Origin of the sequence: Pseudomonas sp. W15Feb9B, assembly GCF_000828175.1 — a bacterium.
Lineage (GTDB): Bacteria > Pseudomonadota > Gammaproteobacteria > Pseudomonadales > Pseudomonadaceae > Aquipseudomonas > Aquipseudomonas parakoreensis.
On record NZ_JTKF01000023.1, the window covers coordinates 24,265 to 41,827 of the forward strand.

Here is a 17,563-nt window from a genome sequence, read left to right on the forward strand (position 1 = left end):
GGCGGGGCTTTTTATTGGCTTTCGGAATCAGACGAGCGGTTTAGGCTCGTGTTCTTTTTCCTCGGCCGCTTGGTGATGCTCGACCGCGTCCTGAACGGAGCGTGGTGCTTCGGCGATGACCGATTCAACCACGGCTTCTTCAGTCACGGCAGCAACCTCGACCACTTCAGTAGCCGGAGCAGCAGCGGCAGCCAGTTCGGCTTCCTTCTGCAGGCGCTCGGCTTCACGCTTGCGGCGACGCACTTCACGTGGGTCGTTTGGCGCACGGCCGTTTGGCGTCAGGGCGCTGACCGGAGTGGCTTCAACCACTGGAGCAGGCTCTTCGGCCACCACAGGTGCTTCGACCGGTGCTTCAACGACTGGCGCTGGAGCCGGTGCAGCGGCTTCAACCACTGGCGCGGCAGCCTTGGCTTCTTCAACCACTGGGGCTTCAACGACTGGCGCTGGCGTTGAAGCGACGGCAGGCTCGGCAACCCAGTTGAACGCGGTCTGTTCTTCGCGAACTTCACGCACGGTTTCGGTCACGGTTTCAGCGACGGTTTCAGCAACCGGCTCTGCGGTCACGACTGGCGCTTCAACTGCCGGAGCAGGTTCGGCAGCGACGTCAGCTTGATGCTGAGCTTCGCGAACCGGCGCGACTTCGACTTCCGGAGCAGCAATCACTTCCACCGGGGTGGTGGCCTCAACAACCGGCGCTTCCACTGGAGCGGTTTCCTGAACTGCGGCGGTAGCACGTTCGGCTTGCTCGTGAGCCTGTGCTTCGGCCGGAGCGCTGATCACGCTGCTGGCAACAGCGGCGGTCACGGCCAGGCCGGCAGCCAGATCGGCAGCGCTTGGAGCAGCGGCGTTTTCGCCGGACTCGGATTCTTCCGAACCTTCGATCACGTTGCCGTTGGCATCACGCTGACGCTCGCGACGGTTGCTGCGACGGCGCTGACCACGGGAGCGACGACGTGGACGATCGCCTTCGGCGTTGTCCTGACCGTCTTCCGGCAGTTGCTCTTCGTTAGTGTTCACTTCTTCTTCAGCGACGGCAGCAGCGGCCTGCTCGGCGCGCGGTTGACGCTCTTCACGCGGCGGACGCGGTGCGCGTTCTTCGCGTGGCTGACGGGCCGGACGCTCTTCTGCGACCACGGCGGCAGTGGCTGCCGCTACGGGTGCAGCCGGAGCGGCGTCCAGAGGCTCGCGCAGTTCACGCACACGCTCTTCACGCTCGCCACGTGGCTTGCGGTCTTCACGTGGAGCACGTGGCGCACGTTCTTCACGCGGAGCGCGTGGAGCACGTTCTTCGCGAGCGGCTGGCGCCTCGGTACGGGCTTCACGTGGCTCGCGGACTTCACGGGCTTCACGTGGCTGACGCTCTTCACGCGGCTCGCGTGGGGCGCGTTCTTCACGCGGTGCACGTTCTTCGCGCGGCTTGCGCTCTTCATCGCGGCGACCGTTACGGTTGCGGCTCTGCTGACGACCGTTGCGACGCTCTTCGTTGCGGGCCGGACGCTCGGTGGCCGGTTTTTCAACGACGACCGGAGCGGCTGGCTCTTCTTTGGTAGCGAACAGGCTGACCAGCGACTTCACCAGGCCCTTGAACAGGCTTGGCTCTGGCGCGGCAACCGGAGCCGGCGCGGGGGCTGGTGCGGCGACTTCGGTTGGCACTGGTGCGTTGGCGCGGGCCGGAGCTGTCTTGACCGCAGCTTCCTGGCGAACCAGGGTGCGGGTCGCAGCGGCTGGCTGGACTTCTTCGACTTCGGCAGCGGCAGCAGCGATTTCGTAGCTGGACTGGTTGGTCGCGGCTTCCGGGCTGTCGTCACGCAGACGCTGAACTTCGAAGTGCGGGGTTTCCAGGTGGTCGTTCGGCAGAATGACGATACGGGCACGGGTGCGCAGTTCGATCTTGGTGATCGAGTTGCGTTTTTCGTTGAGCAGGAACGCGGCAACCGGGATCGGCACCTGAGCGCGCACTTCGGCAGTGCGGTCTTTCAGGGCTTCTTCTTCGATCAGGCGCAGGATTGCCAGCGACAGCGATTCGACGTCACGGATGATGCCGGTGCCGTTGCAGCGTGGGCAGACGATGCCGCTGCTTTCGCCAAGCGATGGACGCAGGCGCTGACGGGACATTTCCAGCAGGCCGAAGCGCGAAATGCGGCCGATCTGCACGCGAGCGCGGTCGGCTTCCAGGCATTCGCGGACTTTCTCTTCCACGGCGCGCTGGTTCTTGGCTGGGGTCATGTCGATGAAGTCGATGACGATCAGGCCGCCGATGTCGCGCAGGCGCAACTGACGGGCGATTTCTTCGGCGGCTTCAAGGTTGGTCTGCAGCGCGGTTTCTTCGATGTCGCTGCCTTTGGTGGCGCGCGCCGAGTTGATGTCGATGGACACCAGGGCTTCGGTCGGATCGATGACGATGGAACCGCCGGAAGGCAGTTCGACGACGCGCTGGAAAGCGGTCTCGATCTGGCTTTCGATCTGGAAACGGTTGAACAGCGGCACGCTGTCTTCGTACAGCTTGATCTTGCTGGCGTACTGCGGCATCACCTGGCGGATGAAGGTCAGGGCTTCGTCCTGGGCTTCAACGCTGTCGATCAGCACTTCGCCGATGTCCTGGCGCAGGTAATCGCGGATGGCGCGGATGATCACGTTGCTTTCCTGGTAGATCAGGAATGGCGCGGAGCGATCCAGCGAGGCTTCTTTGATGGCGGTCCACAGTTGCAGCAGGTAATCGAGGTCCCACTGCATTTCTTCGCTGCTGCGGCCCAGGCCGGCAGTGCGCACGATCAGACCCATGTCGGCTGGAGCAACCAGACCGTTCAGCGCTTCACGCAGTTCGTTGCGTTCTTCGCCTTCGATGCGACGGGAGATACCGCCGGCACGCGGGTTGTTCGGCATCAGCACGAGGTAACGACCGGCCAGGCTGATGAACGTGGTCAGGGCGGCGCCCTTGTTGCCACGTTCTTCTTTTTCGACCTGAACGATGACTTCCTGGCCTTCGCTCAGGACGTCCTTGATGTTGACGCGGCCTTCAGGGGCTTTCTTGAAGTATTCGCGGGAGATTTCTTTGAGGGGCAGGAAGCCGTGGCGCTCGGAGCCGAAATCGACAAAGGCAGCCTCAAGGCTTGGTTCGATGCGAGTGATACGGCCTTTGTAGATGTTGGCCTTCTTCTGCTCGCGTGCACCGGATTCGATGTCCAGGTCGTAGAGGCGTTGGCCATCTACCAGTGCAACACGCAACTCTTCGGGTTGAGTTGCGTTAATCAGCATTCTTTTCATGTAGTACCGTCGGTTTCCGGGCTGCCGGAAACGGCGTTCGGCACACACGACTTCTCACGGTCGGTGTCAGGTGCGTCGGGAGTGGTTGGCCATTCCCGTGTCCAGCGATGTCAGGCCAATTGGGCCGATATCGCGACGTACGCGTCCTGCTTGCTGTGGCTACTTAAGCACTCAGTCAGGAGGAGGAATCAACCAGCGGCTGTGGACGAGATGAAGCGTCTTGATAAAGCCTATTGCTACACAGTCCGGCGGTTGTGCATCTCCACCCTACACGTATCCCTGATAATTCGGGTGCTGCCGCGCGCAGAATCCGCAGCGGGTTGGCATTTACCGTGAGCTCCGAAAGGGGAGGTCACGCATCATGGCTAATTCAGGCGATGTTTCCGAAGCCTTCGCTCGGGGTCATCTGCAGCTGACTGCACTTTGTGAACTGGCCTTGAATGTGTGCCTGTCAGGCGAGTGAAAACTCTGCTCGACGGTGTAATTCAGGCCTCATGTCACCTGCGCTTGTTACAACTGCAAACTCCACCGTTACGTAGCGAAAGCCCCGTAGGACGGCCTCGCGTCCTGGTGAATTGCGTTGGTCAGGGCCGGTTTTTGACCGTGGTTCCGCTGTCCAGGCCGCTTTTGGCGGCGTTCGCGACTATAGCAGCAATGATTAAGTGCTTCAATTCCATAAAAATTGTTATCATCCGCGGCATGACAACTACTGCCCCTTCGACTCCAGGCGTTCAACTGCTTGAAGTCTCGCCGGAGTATGCCGGCCAACGAATCGACAATTTCCTCCTTGCCCGGCTCAAAGGCGTGCCCAAGACCTTGATTTACCGCATTTTGCGTAAAGGCGAAGTGCGCGTGAACAAGGGGCGGATCAAGCCCGAATACAAGCTGCAGGCCGGCGATATCGTGCGCGTGCCGCCGGTTCGTGTGCCTGAGCGCGACGAACCGGTGCCATTGGCTCAAGGCCTGTTGCAGCGTCTGGAAGCCTCGATTGTCTACGAAGACAAAGCCCTGATCGTGATCAACAAGCCCGCCGGCATTGCGGTTCACGGCGGCAGCGGCTTGAATTACGGGGTGATCGAAGCCTTTCGTCAGTTGCGTCCCGATGCCAAGGAGCTGGAGCTGGTTCATCGTCTCGACCGTGACACTTCCGGCCTGCTGATGATCGCCAAGAAGCGCAGCATGTTGCGGCACTTGCACGCCGCCTTGCGTGGCGATGGTGTCGACAAGCGCTACATGGCACTGGTGCGTGGCAATTGGGCGACTTCGATCAAGCAAGTCCGCGCGGCACTGGGTAAAAGCAACCTGCGCTCCGGGGAGCGCATGGTCGAGGTCGACGAGGAGGAGGGCAAGGAGTCGGTGACCGTGTTCAAGGTCCTGCGCCGCTTTGGCGACTTTGCCACCCTGATCGAAGCCAAGCCGATCACCGGGCGCACCCACCAGATTCGCGTCCACACGTTGCACGCCGGGCATTGCATTGCCGGCGACACCAAGTACGGCGATGACGGTTTCAGCAAGGAAATCCGTGATCTGGGCGGCAAGCGCCTGTTTCTGCACGCCTACATGCTGACCGTGCCACTGCCCGATGGCGGTGAACTCAAGCTGCAAGCCCCAGTGGATGAAATGTGGGCCAAGACCGTGGAGCGGTTGAGTGCGCCCATCTGATTACAAACTGCTGATTTTCGATTGGGACGGCACCCTCGCCGATTCCATTGGTCGGATTGTCGAGGCGATGCATTCGGCGTCCACTCGTTCCGGTTTCGAGTTGCGCGATGATTTTGCCGTCAAGGGCATCATCGGTCTGGGCTTGCCCGAGGCAATCCGTACCTTGTACCCGGACATCAGCGATGCCGAAATGACCCTGTTTCGCGAGTACTACGCCGATCATTACATCGAGGCAGAAGCCGTGCCTTCGCCGCTGTTCGAGGGTGTGGTCGAGTCGATGGCGTCGTTTCGCGAGCAGGGCTATCACCTGGCGGTCGCGACCGGCAAGAATCGTCGCGGACTGGACCGGGTGCTCAAGGCTAATGGTTGGGAAGATTATTTCGATATCACCCGCGCCGCCGACGAGACCGCGAGCAAGCCGCATCCGTTGATGTTGGAGCAGATTCTCGCGCATTGCGGCGTGCGGCCCGAGCAGGCGCTGATGGTCGGGGATTCGTCCTTCGATCTGCTGATGGCACGCAATGCGGGTATGGCGTCGGTGGCGGTCAGCTACGGCGCGCAGTCGATCGAGTCGCTGCAGCAGTTCGAACCGCGCCTGTCGATCGACCGTTTTAGTGAATTGCACGCCTGGCTGGGGCAGCAGGCTTAATACGTTTTTGCTGGGGTACAGCGTATGACCGACGAATGGAAAGCACCGGCCAAGGCAAGTGCCGACGACGGTGACGAGAAAAGCTGGAAGCTGCTGGAAAAGACTTTGCTGGCCAGTGTGCAGGAGCAGCGTCGCTCACGGCGTTGGGGGATCTTCTTCAAGCTGCTGACGTTTGTTTATCTGTTTGTTGCGCTGATCCTGTTCACGCCGCTGATGGACATGGAGAAGAGCGCCACCCGTGGTCCGAACTACACCGCGCTCATCGACGTCACCGGCATGATTGCCGACAAGGAGCCTGCCAGTGCCGATAACATCGTCGGCAGCTTGCGTGCCGCCTTCGAAGACAAGAAGGTCAAGGGTGTCATTCTGCGGATCAACAGTCCTGGCGGCAGCCCGGTGCAGTCGGGTTATGTGTATGACGAGATCAAGCGTTTGCGCGGCCTGCATCCGGATACCAAGGTGTACGCGGTGATTTCCGATCTCGGTGCGTCAGGTGCCTATTACATCGCCAGTGCGGCGGATCAGATCTATGCCGACAAGGCCAGTCTGGTCGGCTCCATCGGTGTAACGGCGGCCGGTTACGGTTTTGTCGGCACCATGGACAAGCTGGGCGTCGAGCGTCGCACCTATACGTCAGGTGAGCACAAGTCGTTCCTGGATCCGTTCCAGCCGCAGAAGCCTGATGAGACGGCTTTCTGGCAGACCGTGCTCGACACCACGCATAAGCAGTTCATCAATAGTGTCAAACAGGGGCGTGGCGATCGACTGAAGGACAAGGAGCATCCGGAGCTGTTCTCCGGGCTGGTCTGGTCTGGCGAGCAGGCGCTGCCGCTGGGCCTGATCGATGGTTTGGGGAATGCCAGTTCGGTGGCGCGGGACGTGATTGGCGAGAAAGAGCTGGTGGACTTCACGGTTCAGGAATCGCCATTCGACCGCTTCTCGAAAAAGCTCGGTGCCAGTGTCGCTGAGCAGTTGGCGATGTGGATGGGGTTCCACGGGCCTTCGTTGCGCTGATTCGTTGTAAAGATCAAAAGATCGCAGCCTGCTGCAGCTCCTACAGAGATCAATGTAGGGGCTGCCGCAGGCTGCGATCTTTTGCTTTAAGGGATTTGCACGCCTTCGGCCAGCAGCATGTCGATCAGGCGAATCAGTGGCAGGCCGATCAGGCTGGTGGCGTCAGATCCTTCGGTGGACTGAAACAGGCTCACGCCCAGGCCCTCGGCCTTGAAGCTGCCGGCGCAGTCGTAGGGCTGCTCGAGGCGCAGGTAGCGCTCGATGCGCGCCTCGTCGAGCTGGCGCATGTGTACGGTAAATGGCACGCAGTCGACCTGGCAGTGGCCGGTCTGGCTGTTGAGCAGGGCCAGGCCGGTGAGGAAGGTCACGCTGGCGCCGCTGGCGGCCAGCAGTTGCTCGCGAGCCCTGTCGAAGGTGTGTGGCTTGCCGATGATCCGTTCGCCGAGCACTGCGACCTGGTCTGAGCCGATAATCAGATGAGCGGGGTAGCTGGCGGCCAGTGCGCGGGCTTTCTGTTCGGCGAGGCGCTTGACCAGTTCGATGGCGGATTCGCCCGGCTGGTGGCTTTCGTCGATATCCGGCGAGCTGCAGACGAACGGCAGGTGCAGGCGGGCGAGCAATTCACGGCGATAAGTCGAGCTCGAAGCAAGTAATAAAGGCAGCATTGACGTCTCCTGAGGCAGGCGCGAATTCTAGCGGAGGCACGCAAGTGACGGACAGGGCACAATTTCCTTTGACATGGGTGGGGGCATCCCTATAATGCTGCGCCTATGTTGAATGACCCGATTCCACCTCACGTTGACCCGCGCAAATTGGCTGACCGTGGCACCACCCTTCAAGGTGAACTGCTGCTGGCCGATTTGAAGAGACTCTGCGACCCGCTTTCCGACGATGTCGGTACGGTGCAGGCCAAATTCGTTTTTGAGCGAGATGAACGTAAATCTGTGGTGATCCACAGCTTTATCGACACCGAAGTCAAAATGGTTTGCCAGCGTTGTCTTGAGCTGGTCACCCTGCCGATCCACAGCGAATGCAGTTACGCTGTTGTGAAGGAGGGTGCGAATACCCAGTCGTTACCGAAAGGTTATGACGTGCTGGAACTGGGCGAAGATCCATTGGATCTGCAGTCACTGATCGAGGAGGAGCTTCTGCTCGCCTTGCCCATTGTGCCTGCTCATCATCCGGAAGAATGCCAGCAGCCGGCGGGAGCAGATGAGCCCGAACCGAGCGAGGACGAGGTAACGCGGTCCAACCCGTTCAGTGTATTGGCGCAGTTAAAGCGTGACCCAAACGTTTAGGAGTTAATCAATTATGGCTGTTCAGCAGAACAAAAAATCCCGCTCTGCCCGTGACATGCGCCGTTCGCACGACGCTCTCGAGGCTAGCACCCTGTCTGTAGAAAAAACCACTGGTGAAGTTCACCTGCGTCACCACGTATCGCCAGAAGGCGTATACCGTGGCCGTAAAGTGATCGACAAGGGCGCTGACGAGTAATCACTTGTCCGCTCAAGTCATCGCGATTGACGCAATGGGCGGGGACTTCGGTCCCCGCAGCATTGTTCAGGCCAGCCTTGCTTGCCTTTCTGCTACGCCCTCGCTGCACCTGACCCTCGTCGGTCAACCCTCCCTTCTTGAAGAACTGATCAACGGCCAATCGGCTGCCGATCGCGCGCGCCTGACGATTGTCCCGGCGTCTGAAGTCATCACCATGGACGAAAAGCCGACCCAGGCCTTGCGTGGCAAGCCGGATTCGTCGATGCGTGTCGCCCTGGAGCTGGTGCGTGACGGCAAGGCCCAGGCCTGTGTCAGCGCCGGCAATACCGGGGCGTTGATGGCGCTGTCGCGTTTCGTGCTCAAGACCTTGCCGGGGATTGATCGGCCGGCGATGGTGGCGGCGATTCCGACGCAGAAGGGTTATTGCCAGTTGCTCGACCTGGGCGCCAACGTTGATTGCAGCGCCGAGCATCTGTTGCAGTTCGCGGTGATGGGCTCGGTGGCGGCGCAGACGCTGGGCATCGCCCGGCCGCGTGTCGCGTTGCTGAATATTGGCACCGAAGACATCAAGGGCAATCAGCAGGTCAAGTTGGCGGCGACTTTGTTGCAGGCGGCGCGCGGCATCCACTACATCGGTTTTGTCGAGGGCGATGGCCTGTATCGCGGCGAGGCGGATGTGGTGGTCTGTGACGGTTTTGTCGGCAATATCCTGCTCAAGTCCAGCGAAGGCCTGGCGACGATGATCGCTGCGCGTATCGAGGCCTTGTTCAAGCAAAGCTTCGCTTCCCGCGTGGTGGGTGCATTGGCCCTGCCATTGATGAAGCGTCTGCAGGCGGATCTGGCGCCTGCGCGACATAACGGCGCAAGTTTTCTCGGCTTGCAGGGCATCGTGGTGAAAAGTCACGGTTCGGCCGGGGTTCAGGGCTTTCAGAGCGCGATTCAGCGCGCGCTGATCGAGATTCAGGAGAACCTCCCCGAGCGCCTCCACGGTCGTCTGGAGGATCTGTTGTCTTAGGCGTTTTCGTCGGACAATGCTTAAATGTGACCGCCCGGTTCAAAGGGCCATCCAACTGTCAGTTTCTTGCGTCCCCCGGTGGGGCGTCACTTTCCGACGACAAGATCATTAGGGGCTTGTTACATGTCTGCTTCCCTCGCATTCGTCTTTCCAGGACAGGGTTCGCAGTCCCTCGGCATGCTGGCCGAGCTGGGCGCGGAACATCCGCTGATCCTCGAAACTTTCAAAGAAGCCTCTGAGGCTCTGGGCTATGACCTGTGGGCATTGACCCAGCAGGGCCCGGAAGAGCTGCTCAATCAAACCGATAAAACCCAACCGGCCATTCTGACCGCCTCGATCGCCCTGTGGCGTCTGTGGCTGGTTGAAGGTGGCGCGCGTCCGGCATTCGTTGCCGGTCACAGCCTGGGTGAATACAGCGCGCTGGTTGCTGCTGGCAGCCTGAGCCTGGCTGATGCGGTGAAACTCGTTGAGCGCCGTGGCCAGCTGATGCAGGAAGCCGTTCCGGCCGGGCAGGGTGGCATGGCTGCGATTCTCGGTCTGGAAGACGCTGATGTGCTGGCCGCCTGTGCCGAAGCGGCGCAAGGCGAAGTGGTCAGCGCGGTGAACTTCAACTCGCCGGGCCAGGTGGTGATTGCCGGTGCCAAGGCTGCCGTCGAGCGTGCCATTGAAGGTTGCAAGGCCCGTGGTGCGAAACGTGCCATGCCGTTGCCGGTGAGCGTGCCGTCGCACTGCGAGCTGATGCGTCCGGCAGCCGAGCGCTTTGCCGAATCCATCGCTGCCATCGACTGGCAGGCACCGCAGATCCCGGTCGTACAGAACGTCAGCGCGCAAGTGCCGGCCGATCTGGAAACCCTCAAGCGTGATCTGCTCGAACAACTGTACAAGCCCGTTCGCTGGGTTGAATCGGTCCAGACCCTGGCCGCCAAAGGCGCCACCAGTCTGGTCGAATGCGGTCCGGGCAAAGTCCTGGCCGGTCTGAACAAACGTTGCGCCGAAGGCGTTTCGACTTCCAACCTCAATACCCCAGACGCTTTCGCTGCCGCCCGTGCAGCGCTGGCCTGAATCAGGAGAAACTTGCATGAGTCTGCAAGGTAAAGTTGCACTGGTCACCGGTGCAAGCCGCGGTATCGGCCAGGCCATCGCACTGGAACTGGGTCGTCAGGGCGCCATCGTTGTTGGCACCGCGACCTCCGCCAAAGGCGCCGAGGCCATTGCTGCCACCCTGAAAGAGCACGGTATCCAGGGCACGGGTCTGGAACTGAACGTCACCAGCGACGAATCGGTCAGCGCGGTGCTGGCGAGCATTCAGGAGCAGTTCGGTGCGCCGGCCATTCTGGTCAATAATGCTGGCATCACCCGCGATAATCTGATGATGCGCATGAAAGACGATGAATGGTACGACGTGATCGATACCAATCTGAACAGTCTGTATCGCCTGTCCAAGGGCGTTTTGCGTGGCATGACCAAAGCGCGCTGGGGCCGAATTATCAGTATTGGCTCGGTGGTGGGTGCCATGGGCAACGCAGGCCAAGTAAACTATGCAGCCGCCAAGGCCGGTCTGGAAGGTTTCAGCCGTGCGATGGCGCGTGAAGTCGGTTCGCGTTCGATTACGGTCAACTCGGTAACCCCAGGGTTCATCGACACCGATATGACCCGCGAACTGCCGGAAGCACAGCGTGAAGCCTTGCAGACGCAGATTCCGCTGGGCCGTCTGGGGCAAGCTCAAGAGATCGCCTCGGTGGTCGCTTTTCTTGCATCCGACGGTGCGGCATACGTCACTGGGGCTACAATCCCGGTGAACGGTGGGATGTACATGTAAGTAAAATGTGACGGATTGCTTCAAAAAAATGTCATACGAGCTGTCTAAAATCCGTTATAAAGCTGCAATCTATTTATAGGCAGAGGGCCGCAGGGTTTGAGGAGTGAAGCTTTCAGTTGAAAAGCTGAAAAGCCTTTCTATACACTTACCCACTGGCCAGCTGCCTGAATTTGTCCATTAGGAGTGAAAACAAGGTATGAGCACCATCGAAGAGCGCGTCAAGAAAATCGTTGCCGAGCAACTGGGTGTTAAAGAAGAAGAAGTGGTCAACACTGCTTCCTTCGTTGAAGACCTGGGTGCCGACTCCCTTGACACCGTTGAGCTGGTGATGGCTCTGGAAGAGGAATTCGAGACCGAAATCCCTGACGAAGAAGCTGAGAAGATCACTACTGTACAAGCTGCAATCGACTACGTTACTAGCCACCAGGCGTAATAGTTTGTAATCGTTGTCTGCTGTCATGGAAAAACCGCACTGCCATCATGGCGTGCGGTTTTTTCTTTAGGCCTGATGCAAAGTCGTCATTTGAAAAAGGAGAGTGCTGTGTCGCGTAGACGCGTCGTAGTCACCGGTATGGGTATGTTGTCGCCACTGGGCACGGATGTGCCAAGCAGCTGGCAGGGCATTCTGGCTGGCCGCAGTGGCATTGGTCTGATCGAACACACCGACCTTTCTGCCTATTCCACCCGTTTTGGCGGCTCGGTAAAGGGCTTCAATGTCGAGGAATACCTGTCGGTCAAGGAAGCACGCAAGCTCGACCTGTTCATTCAGTACGGTCTGGCCGCGGGTTTTCAGGCTGTTCGCAATGCTGGTCTGGAAGTCACCGACGCCAACCGTGAACGCATTGGCGTGGCCATGGGTTCGGGCATCGGCGGTCTGACCAATATCGAAGAAACCAGCCGTACCCTGCATGAGACGGGCCCGCGCCGAATCTCGCCATTCTTCGTGCCAGGCTCGATCATCAATATGATTTCCGGTTTTCTGTCCATCCATCTGGGTGCACAGGGGCCGAACTACGCCATTTCCACTGCCTGTACCACCGGTACGCACTGCATTGGCATGGCGGCGCGCAACATCATGTACGACGAAGCCGACGTGATGATCGCCGGTGGTGCCGAGATGGCCGCATGCGGTCTGGGCATGGGCGGCTTCGGCGCGTCCCGTGCGCTGTCGACCCGCAACGACGAACCCACTCGCGCCAGTCGTCCATGGGACAAGGGCCGTGATGGCTTCGTGCTGTCCGACGGTGCCGGCGCGCTGGTGCTCGAAGAGCTCGAGCACGCCAAGGCTCGCGGCGCGACCATCTATGCCGAGCTGATCGGCTTCGGCACCAGTGGCGATGCGTTCCACATGACTTCGCCACCCGCTGATGGCGCTGGTGCAGCGCGCTGCATCACCAATGCTTTGCGCGATGCGAAAATCAACATCGACCAGGTGCAGTACATCAACGCCCACGGTACTTCGACCCCGGCCGGCGACCTTGCCGAAGCCAACGCGATCAAGACCGTGTTCGGTGATCACGCCTACAACCTGGCGGTCAGCTCCACCAAGTCCATGACCGGTCACCTGCTGGGTGCGGCGGGCGCGGTCGAGGCGATCTTCAGTGTGCTGGCAATCAACAGCCAGGTGGCCCCGCCAACCATCAACCTCGACGAGCCGGATGAAGGCTGCGATCTCGATTTCGTGCCGCACACGGCGCGCAACATGGACATCGATGTCGTCCTGTCCAACTCCTTCGGGTTTGGCGGCACCAACGGCACGTTGGCGTTCCGTCGGTTCGCCGGCTGATGGACAGTTGGGTCGACGGTCAGCCGGCTGACGCTCTGTCGCTGAAAGATCGCGGCCTGGCTTATGGCGATGGGCTGTTCGAGACCATCGCCGTGCACGGCGGCCAGCCGATATTGCTGGATCGTCACCTGACGCGGTTGGCCGAGGGCTGCTCGCGTCTGGCTATCGCTGCGGATATTGATCAGGTTCGCACGGAACTGCGGGCCTATGCCGCAGCAATGGGCGAGGGCGTGCTCAAGCTGATCCTCACCCGTGGTGATGGCTTGCGTGGCTACGCGCCCGATCCTGCGGCGCAGGGTCGGCGCATCCTGCAAGGCAACCCGCCTGCGGCTTATCCTGCGGTGCATGGCGAGCAGGGTGTGCGTCTGTTTCCCTGCGTCACGCGGCTGTCGAGCCAGCCGTTGCTGGCCGGGCTCAAGCATCTGAATCGTCTGGAGCAAGTGCTTGCCCGCGCCGAATGGCGCGACGGCGAACACGCCGAAGGCTTGATGCTTGATCAGGCCGGACGCGTCATCGAAGGCGTGTTCAGCAACCTGTTTCTGGTGCGCGACGGCGTACTGATCACCCCGGATCTGAAGCGCTGTGGCGTGGTCGGTGTGATGCGTGCCGAACTATTGTTTCAGGCCGAGTCATTGGCCATCCCCACCCAAATTACCGATGTAAGCCTCGAACAGCTGCAATGGGCTGACGAAGTCTTTATCTGCAACAGCGTTTATGGCGTCTGGCCGGTACGCGCCTACGCTGCACTGAGCTGGCCGGTTGGCCCGCTCACCCGTAAACTGCAAACCATTGCCCGCGCGCTACTGGATGCCTGATTCGTGAGACGTAAATTCTTGCTGCTGCTGGAAACCGGACTGGTTCTGGCAGGGCTGCTACTGGGCGCCAGCGCCTGGAAAATTCATTCGGCGCTGGAACAGCCTCTGAACATCACGCGGGAAGAACTGCTGGATGTGCCGAAAGGCTCGACACCGACCCGCACCTTTCTTGAACTCGAAACCGATGGGGTCATCAAGGACGCCTTCTGGTTGCGCATTTACTGGCGCTTCAATCTGGCCGGCACACCGATCCATACCGGCGAGTACCGCATGCTGCCAGGCATGACCGTCAACGGTCTGATCGACTTGTGGAAGCGTGGCGAAGTGGTGCAATACAGTCTGACGCTGGTCGAGGGCTGGAATTTCCACCAGGTCCGCGCCGCGCTGGCAAAAGATGAAAAGATCGAGCAAACCCTCAAGGGTTTGAGCGACAGCGAAGTGATGGAGAAAATCGGTCATCGTGGATTGTTCCCGGAAGGTCGGTTCTTCCCGGATACCTACCGTTTCGTGCGGGGCGTTTCCGATGTCGAATTGCTGAAGAAGGCCTTTGACCGGCTCGATGAAGTGTTGGCCAAGGAGTGGGAAAACCGCTCGGCCGATGCGCCGTACAGCGAGCCTTATCAGGCGCTGATCATGGCGTCGCTGGTAGAGAAGGAAACCGGTGTGCCGCAGGAGCGTGGGCAGATTGCCGGCGTGTTCGTGCGCCGCATGGCGCTGGGCATGCAGTTGCAGACCGACCCGACCGTGATCTATGGCCTGGGCGACCGCTACACCGGCAAATTGACCCGTGCTCATCTCAAGGAGCCGACGCCCTACAACACCTATGTGATTCCCGGGTTGCCGCCGACGCCGATTGCCATGGTCGGTCGCGAGGCGATTCACGCCGCGCTGAACCCCGTGGAAGGCAACAGTCTGTATTTTGTCGCCCGTGGTGATGGCAGTCACGTGTTCTCCGATGACCTGGACGCACACAATATTGCGGTGCGCGAATTCCAGCTCAAGCGCCGCGCCGATTACCGCTCCAGCCCGGCCCCGGCGAATGCGCCGGCGGCGTCCCCGGACACCGGCCCTGAGGCGCTACCGCAAGTTCCGCCTCAGGAACCTGCGCCAGCCCCTGCTGCCGAGCCTGAGACGGCGGCACCGCAAAACGCGCAATGACTTTGATTAAGGACTGCCTGTGACTGGCTTGTTTATTACCCTGGAAGGCCCGGAAGGCGCCGGCAAGAGCACCAACCGCGAGTACCTCGCCGAGCGTCTGCGCGTTGAAGGTATCGAAGTGGTGCTGACTCGCGAACCCGGCGGAACGCCACTGGCCGAACGGATTCGCGACGTGCTGCTGGCCCCGGCCGATGAGGTCATGAACCCCGACACCGAGTTGTTGCTGGTGTTCGCCGCGCGCGCCCAGCATCTGGCCGAAGTGATTCGTCCGGCACTGGCCCGTGGCGCGGTGGTGTTGTGTGATCGTTTCACTGATTCGACGTATGCCTATCAGGGCGGCGGTCGTGGTTTGTCAATGGAGCGTATTGCTGCGCTGGAGACGTTCGTTCAGGGCGACTTGCGTCCGGATCTGACACTGATTTTCGATCTGCCGGTGGAAATGGGCCTGGCTCGTGCCAGTGCCCGTGGCCGTCTGGATCGTTTCGAGCTGGAAGGCCGGGCGTTTTTCGAAGCCGTGCGCAATGCGTTTCTCAAGCGCGCTGAGGCTGATCCTGCGCGCTATGTGCGCATCGATGCCGGTCAGCCATTGGTCAAGGTTCAGCAATCGCTGGATACCTTGATTCCGAACTTGCTGGAGCTGATTCGTGGCTGAGGCCTATCCATGGCAGGACAGCCTCTGGCAGCAACTGGCCGGACGCAGTCAGCACGCTCACGCGTATTTGCTGCACGGCCCGGCCGGGATCGGCAAGCGCGCGCTGGCCGAACGTCTGATGGCCAGCCTGCTTTGTCAGCGTCCTACGCCGGAAGCGTGCGGCGAGTGCAAATCCTGCCTGCTGCTCAAGGCAGGCAGTCATCCGGACAATTACATCCTTGAGCCCGAGGAAGCCGACAAGGCGATCAAGGTCGATCAGGTCCGCGATCTGGTCAGTTTCGTGGTGCAGACCGCGCAACTGGGTGGGCGCAAGGTGGTGCTGATCGAACCGGTGGAGTCGATGAACATCAACGCCGCCAACGCCTTGCTAAAAAGCCTTGAAGAGCCTTCCGGCGATACCGTGCTGTTGCTGGTGAGCCACCAGCCGAGCCGTTTGCTGCCGACGATCAAGAGCCGCTGCGTGCAGCAGGCGTGTCCGCTGCCCGGTGAGGCCATGAGCCTGCAATGGCTGGCACAGGCGCTGCCGGAGTGTTCCGAAGAGGAGCGCATCGAATTGCTGACGCTGGCGGCAGGTTCGCCATTGGCGGCAGTCAGTCTGCAGTCCCAGGGCGTGCGTGAGCAGCGGGCGCAGGTGGTCGAAGGGGTGAAGAAGTTGCTCAAGCAGCAGCAATCGCCGACACAATTGGCCGAAGAATGGAAAAGCATTCCGATGCTGCGCCTGTTCGACTGGTTCTGCGACTGGTCGAGCCTGATCCTGCGCTATCAACTGACCCAGGATGAAGCCGGCCTCGGCCTGACCGATATGCGCAAAGTCGTGCAGTACCTGGCGCAGAAAAGCGCTCAGGGCAAAGTCCTCGATATTCAGGACTGGATTCTCGCCCAGCGGCAGAAAGTCCTGAGCAAAGCCAACCTCAACCCGGCACTGCTGCTGGAAGCGTTGTTGGTGCAATGGGCGGGTTTGCCTGGTCAAAGATAAGAATGTGTACCTAGACTCTGAACATCAGCAGTGGAGGTCAACATGAATGAAGCCATCAGCCCCGGGCCGCGCAACGGCATCCTATCCCTGACGATCAAGGACAAATCGGTGCTTTACGCCGCCTACATGCCGTTCATCAAGAACGGTGGCCTGTTCATCCCGACCAACAAGAGCTACAAGTTGGGCGACGAGGTGTTCATGCTGCTGAACCTGATGGACGAGGCGGAGAAGATCCCGGTGGCCGGCAAGGTCGCCTGGATTACCCCCAAAGGCGCTCAGGGCAACCGCGCAGCCGGCGTCGGCGTGCAATTCAACGAGGGCGACAACACCGCCCGCAGTCGCATCGAAACCCATCTGGCCGGAGCCCTGAAATCCGACCGTCCCACTCATACGATGTAAGTAGCCGTCTCTTTTATGCTCGTAGATTCCCATTGTCACCTTGATCGCCTCGACCTCGCCGCCCATGACGGCTCGCTGGATGCTGCACTTGATGCGGCCCGCCAGCGTGGGGTCGGGCATTTTCTGTGCATCGGCGTCAGTGCCGACAACGCCGCCGACGTCAAAGCCCTCGCCGAGCGCTATGACGACGTCGATTGCTCGGTCGGTGTGCACCCATTGGATGTGCAACCGGGCGCGGCGCCGGCGCTGGACTGGCTGCTGCATGAGCTCAATCACCCGAAAGTGGTGGCGATCGGTGAAACCGGTCTGGATTATCACTACGAGCCGGAAGCCGCCGAGCTGCAACAGGCATCCTTCCGCCTGCACCTGCAAGCTGCCCGGCAGACCGGTAAACCGGTGATCATCCACACCCGTGGCGCCCGTGCCGATACCCTCGAACTGCTGCGCGAAGCGGCGTTGCCCCAGGCCGGTGTGCTGCATTGCTTCACCGAAGACTGGGACATGGCCAAGGCTGCGCTGGACATGGGTTATTACATTTCCCTGTCGGGCATCGTCACCTTCCGCAACGCCGACGCTCTGCGCGATGTGGCGAGCAAGGTGCCGGCCGATCGCTTGCTGGTGGAGACCGACTCGCCGTATCTGGCGCCGATCCCGTATCGCGGCAAACCGAACCTGCCGCAGTACGTGCGCGAGGTGGCGGAGTTTCTGGCGATGCTGCGTGGGGAAGACTATGAGCGGTTTGCCGAGCAGACGACCGAGAACTTCAAGCGCCTGTTTCCGCTGGCCTCTGTCAAATCTGCCATGTAGGTCATCGGCAAATCGCAGGCAAAAAAAACCCGGGTTCTGGGGGGTGAATCCGG

Annotated in this window: 18 protein-coding genes; 16 read left to right on the forward strand and 2 right to left on the reverse strand. The window is 60.5% G+C overall.

Annotation, left to right across the window (positions count from 1 at the left end):
• Positions 1–27: 27 nt before the first annotated feature.
• Positions 28–3,264, reverse strand: coding sequence for a ribonuclease E (gene rne / locus OC71_RS12195; protein WP_041069142.1), 3,237 nt, complete (start codon positions 3,262–3,264; stop codon positions 28–30).
• Between the two features lie 699 nt (positions 3,265–3,963).
• Here rne and rluC point away from each other — a divergent pair.
• From rluC to sppA, 3 genes are read left to right on the forward strand one after another with little or no spacing between them, the layout of a single operon-like run.
• On the forward strand, positions 3,964–4,926 hold the full coding sequence (rluC, locus tag OC71_RS12200) for a 23S rRNA pseudouridine(955/2504/2580) synthase RluC (protein ID WP_007950779.1): 963 nt from the start codon (positions 3,964–3,966) through the stop codon (positions 4,924–4,926).
• Complete coding sequence (locus OC71_RS12205; protein ID WP_041069147.1) at positions 4,913–5,575, forward strand: HAD-IA family hydrolase; 663 nt, start codon at positions 4,913–4,915, stop codon at positions 5,573–5,575. The genes rluC and OC71_RS12205 overlap by 14 nt, the downstream gene beginning before the upstream one ends.
• A gap of 24 nt (positions 5,576–5,599) precedes the next feature.
• Entirely contained in the window at positions 5,600–6,589 is a 990-nt protein-coding gene (sppA, locus tag OC71_RS12210; protein ID WP_027612352.1) for a signal peptide peptidase SppA, read from the forward strand.
• 86 nt (positions 6,590–6,675) lie between these two features.
• Here sppA and OC71_RS12215 read toward each other — a convergent pair whose 3' ends face one another.
• The gene (locus tag OC71_RS12215; protein ID WP_041069150.1) at positions 6,676–7,254 is read right to left on the reverse strand and encodes a nucleoside triphosphate pyrophosphatase; all 579 of its coding nucleotides are present in this window, start codon (positions 7,252–7,254) and stop codon (positions 6,676–6,678) included.
• 105 nt (positions 7,255–7,359) lie between these two features.
• Between OC71_RS12215 and OC71_RS12220 the strand changes: the two genes are divergently transcribed.
• The 13 genes from OC71_RS12220 to OC71_RS12280 all read left to right on the forward strand — a co-directional run bounded on the left by OC71_RS12220 (position 7,360) and on the right by OC71_RS12280 (position 17,510).
• A complete protein-coding gene (locus tag OC71_RS12220) occupies positions 7,360–7,887 on the forward strand; it encodes a YceD family protein (RefSeq protein ID WP_003204262.1) in 528 nt (175 codons plus the stop codon).
• Between the two features lie 13 nt (positions 7,888–7,900).
• Positions 7,901–8,083 (forward strand): 50S ribosomal protein L32, encoded by a 183-nt coding sequence (gene rpmF / locus OC71_RS12225; RefSeq protein ID WP_003179396.1) that lies wholly within the window; start codon positions 7,901–7,903, stop codon positions 8,081–8,083.
• A gap of 4 nt (positions 8,084–8,087) precedes the next feature.
• Entirely contained in the window at positions 8,088–9,098 is a 1,011-nt protein-coding gene (gene plsX / locus OC71_RS12230; protein ID WP_084234183.1) for a phosphate acyltransferase PlsX, read from the forward strand.
• A gap of 123 nt (positions 9,099–9,221) precedes the next feature.
• Complete coding sequence (fabD, locus tag OC71_RS12235; RefSeq protein ID WP_041069180.1) at positions 9,222–10,160, forward strand: ACP S-malonyltransferase; 939 nt, start codon at positions 9,222–9,224, stop codon at positions 10,158–10,160.
• 16 nt (positions 10,161–10,176) lie between these two features.
• Positions 10,177–10,917: a 3-oxoacyl-ACP reductase FabG gene (fabG, locus tag OC71_RS12240; RefSeq protein ID WP_007967600.1), complete on the forward strand. Its 741-nt coding sequence runs from the start codon at positions 10,177–10,179 to the stop codon at positions 10,915–10,917.
• Between the two features lie 196 nt (positions 10,918–11,113).
• Complete coding sequence (gene acpP / locus OC71_RS12245) at positions 11,114–11,350, forward strand: acyl carrier protein (RefSeq protein WP_003175607.1); 237 nt, start codon at positions 11,114–11,116, stop codon at positions 11,348–11,350.
• A 108-nt stretch (positions 11,351–11,458) separates the two neighbouring features.
• On the forward strand, positions 11,459–12,703 hold the full coding sequence (fabF, locus tag OC71_RS12250; RefSeq protein WP_003227039.1) for a beta-ketoacyl-ACP synthase II: 1,245 nt from the start codon (positions 11,459–11,461) through the stop codon (positions 12,701–12,703).
• Positions 12,703–13,518 (forward strand): aminodeoxychorismate lyase, encoded by an 816-nt coding sequence (gene pabC / locus OC71_RS12255; protein WP_041069189.1) that lies wholly within the window; start codon positions 12,703–12,705, stop codon positions 13,516–13,518. Before fabF ends, pabC begins: the two co-directional genes overlap by 1 nt.
• Positions 13,519–13,521: 3 nt before the next feature.
• Positions 13,522–14,676 (forward strand): endolytic transglycosylase MltG, encoded by a 1,155-nt coding sequence (gene mltG / locus OC71_RS12260; RefSeq protein WP_041069194.1) that lies wholly within the window; start codon positions 13,522–13,524, stop codon positions 14,674–14,676.
• A 19-nt stretch (positions 14,677–14,695) separates the two neighbouring features.
• Positions 14,696–15,328, forward strand: coding sequence for a dTMP kinase (tmk, locus tag OC71_RS12265; protein ID WP_041069196.1), 633 nt, complete (start codon positions 14,696–14,698; stop codon positions 15,326–15,328).
• Positions 15,321–16,304 (forward strand): DNA polymerase III subunit delta', encoded by a 984-nt coding sequence (locus OC71_RS12270; RefSeq protein ID WP_041069199.1) that lies wholly within the window; start codon positions 15,321–15,323, stop codon positions 16,302–16,304. Before tmk ends, OC71_RS12270 begins: the two co-directional genes overlap by 8 nt.
• A 42-nt stretch (positions 16,305–16,346) precedes the next feature.
• The gene (locus OC71_RS12275) at positions 16,347–16,703 is read left to right on the forward strand and encodes a PilZ domain-containing protein (protein WP_027612362.1); all 357 of its coding nucleotides are present in this window, start codon (positions 16,347–16,349) and stop codon (positions 16,701–16,703) included.
• A 15-nt stretch (positions 16,704–16,718) separates the two neighbouring features.
• Positions 16,719–17,510, forward strand: coding sequence for a TatD family hydrolase (locus OC71_RS12280; protein ID WP_041069202.1), 792 nt, complete (start codon positions 16,719–16,721; stop codon positions 17,508–17,510).
• Positions 17,511–17,563: the final 53 nt, after the last annotated feature.

Coding starts and splice junctions, on each gene's coding strand:
- rne (WP_041069142.1), bottom strand. CDS start 3,264: ATGAAAAGAATGCTGATTAACGCAACTCAACCCGAAGAGTTGCGTGTT.
- OC71_RS12275 (WP_027612362.1), top strand. CDS start 16,347: ATGAATGAAGCCATCAGCCCCGGGCCGCGCAACGGCATCCTATCCCTG.
- sppA (WP_027612352.1), top strand. CDS start 5,600: ATGACCGACGAATGGAAAGCACCGGCCAAGGCAAGTGCCGACGACGGT.
- rpmF (WP_003179396.1), top strand. CDS start 7,901: ATGGCTGTTCAGCAGAACAAAAAATCCCGCTCTGCCCGTGACATGCGC.
- fabD (WP_041069180.1), top strand. CDS start 9,222: ATGTCTGCTTCCCTCGCATTCGTCTTTCCAGGACAGGGTTCGCAGTCC.
- acpP (WP_003175607.1), top strand. CDS start 11,114: ATGAGCACCATCGAAGAGCGCGTCAAGAAAATCGTTGCCGAGCAACTG.
- OC71_RS12215 (WP_041069150.1), bottom strand. CDS start 7,254: ATGCTGCCTTTATTACTTGCTTCGAGCTCGACTTATCGCCGTGAATTG.
- OC71_RS12280 (WP_041069202.1), top strand. CDS start 16,719: ATGCTCGTAGATTCCCATTGTCACCTTGATCGCCTCGACCTCGCCGCC.
- OC71_RS12220 (WP_003204262.1), top strand. CDS start 7,360: ATGTTGAATGACCCGATTCCACCTCACGTTGACCCGCGCAAATTGGCT.
- pabC (WP_041069189.1), top strand. CDS start 12,703: ATGGACAGTTGGGTCGACGGTCAGCCGGCTGACGCTCTGTCGCTGAAA.
- fabG (WP_007967600.1), top strand. CDS start 10,177: ATGAGTCTGCAAGGTAAAGTTGCACTGGTCACCGGTGCAAGCCGCGGT.
- rluC (WP_007950779.1), top strand. CDS start 3,964: ATGACAACTACTGCCCCTTCGACTCCAGGCGTTCAACTGCTTGAAGTC.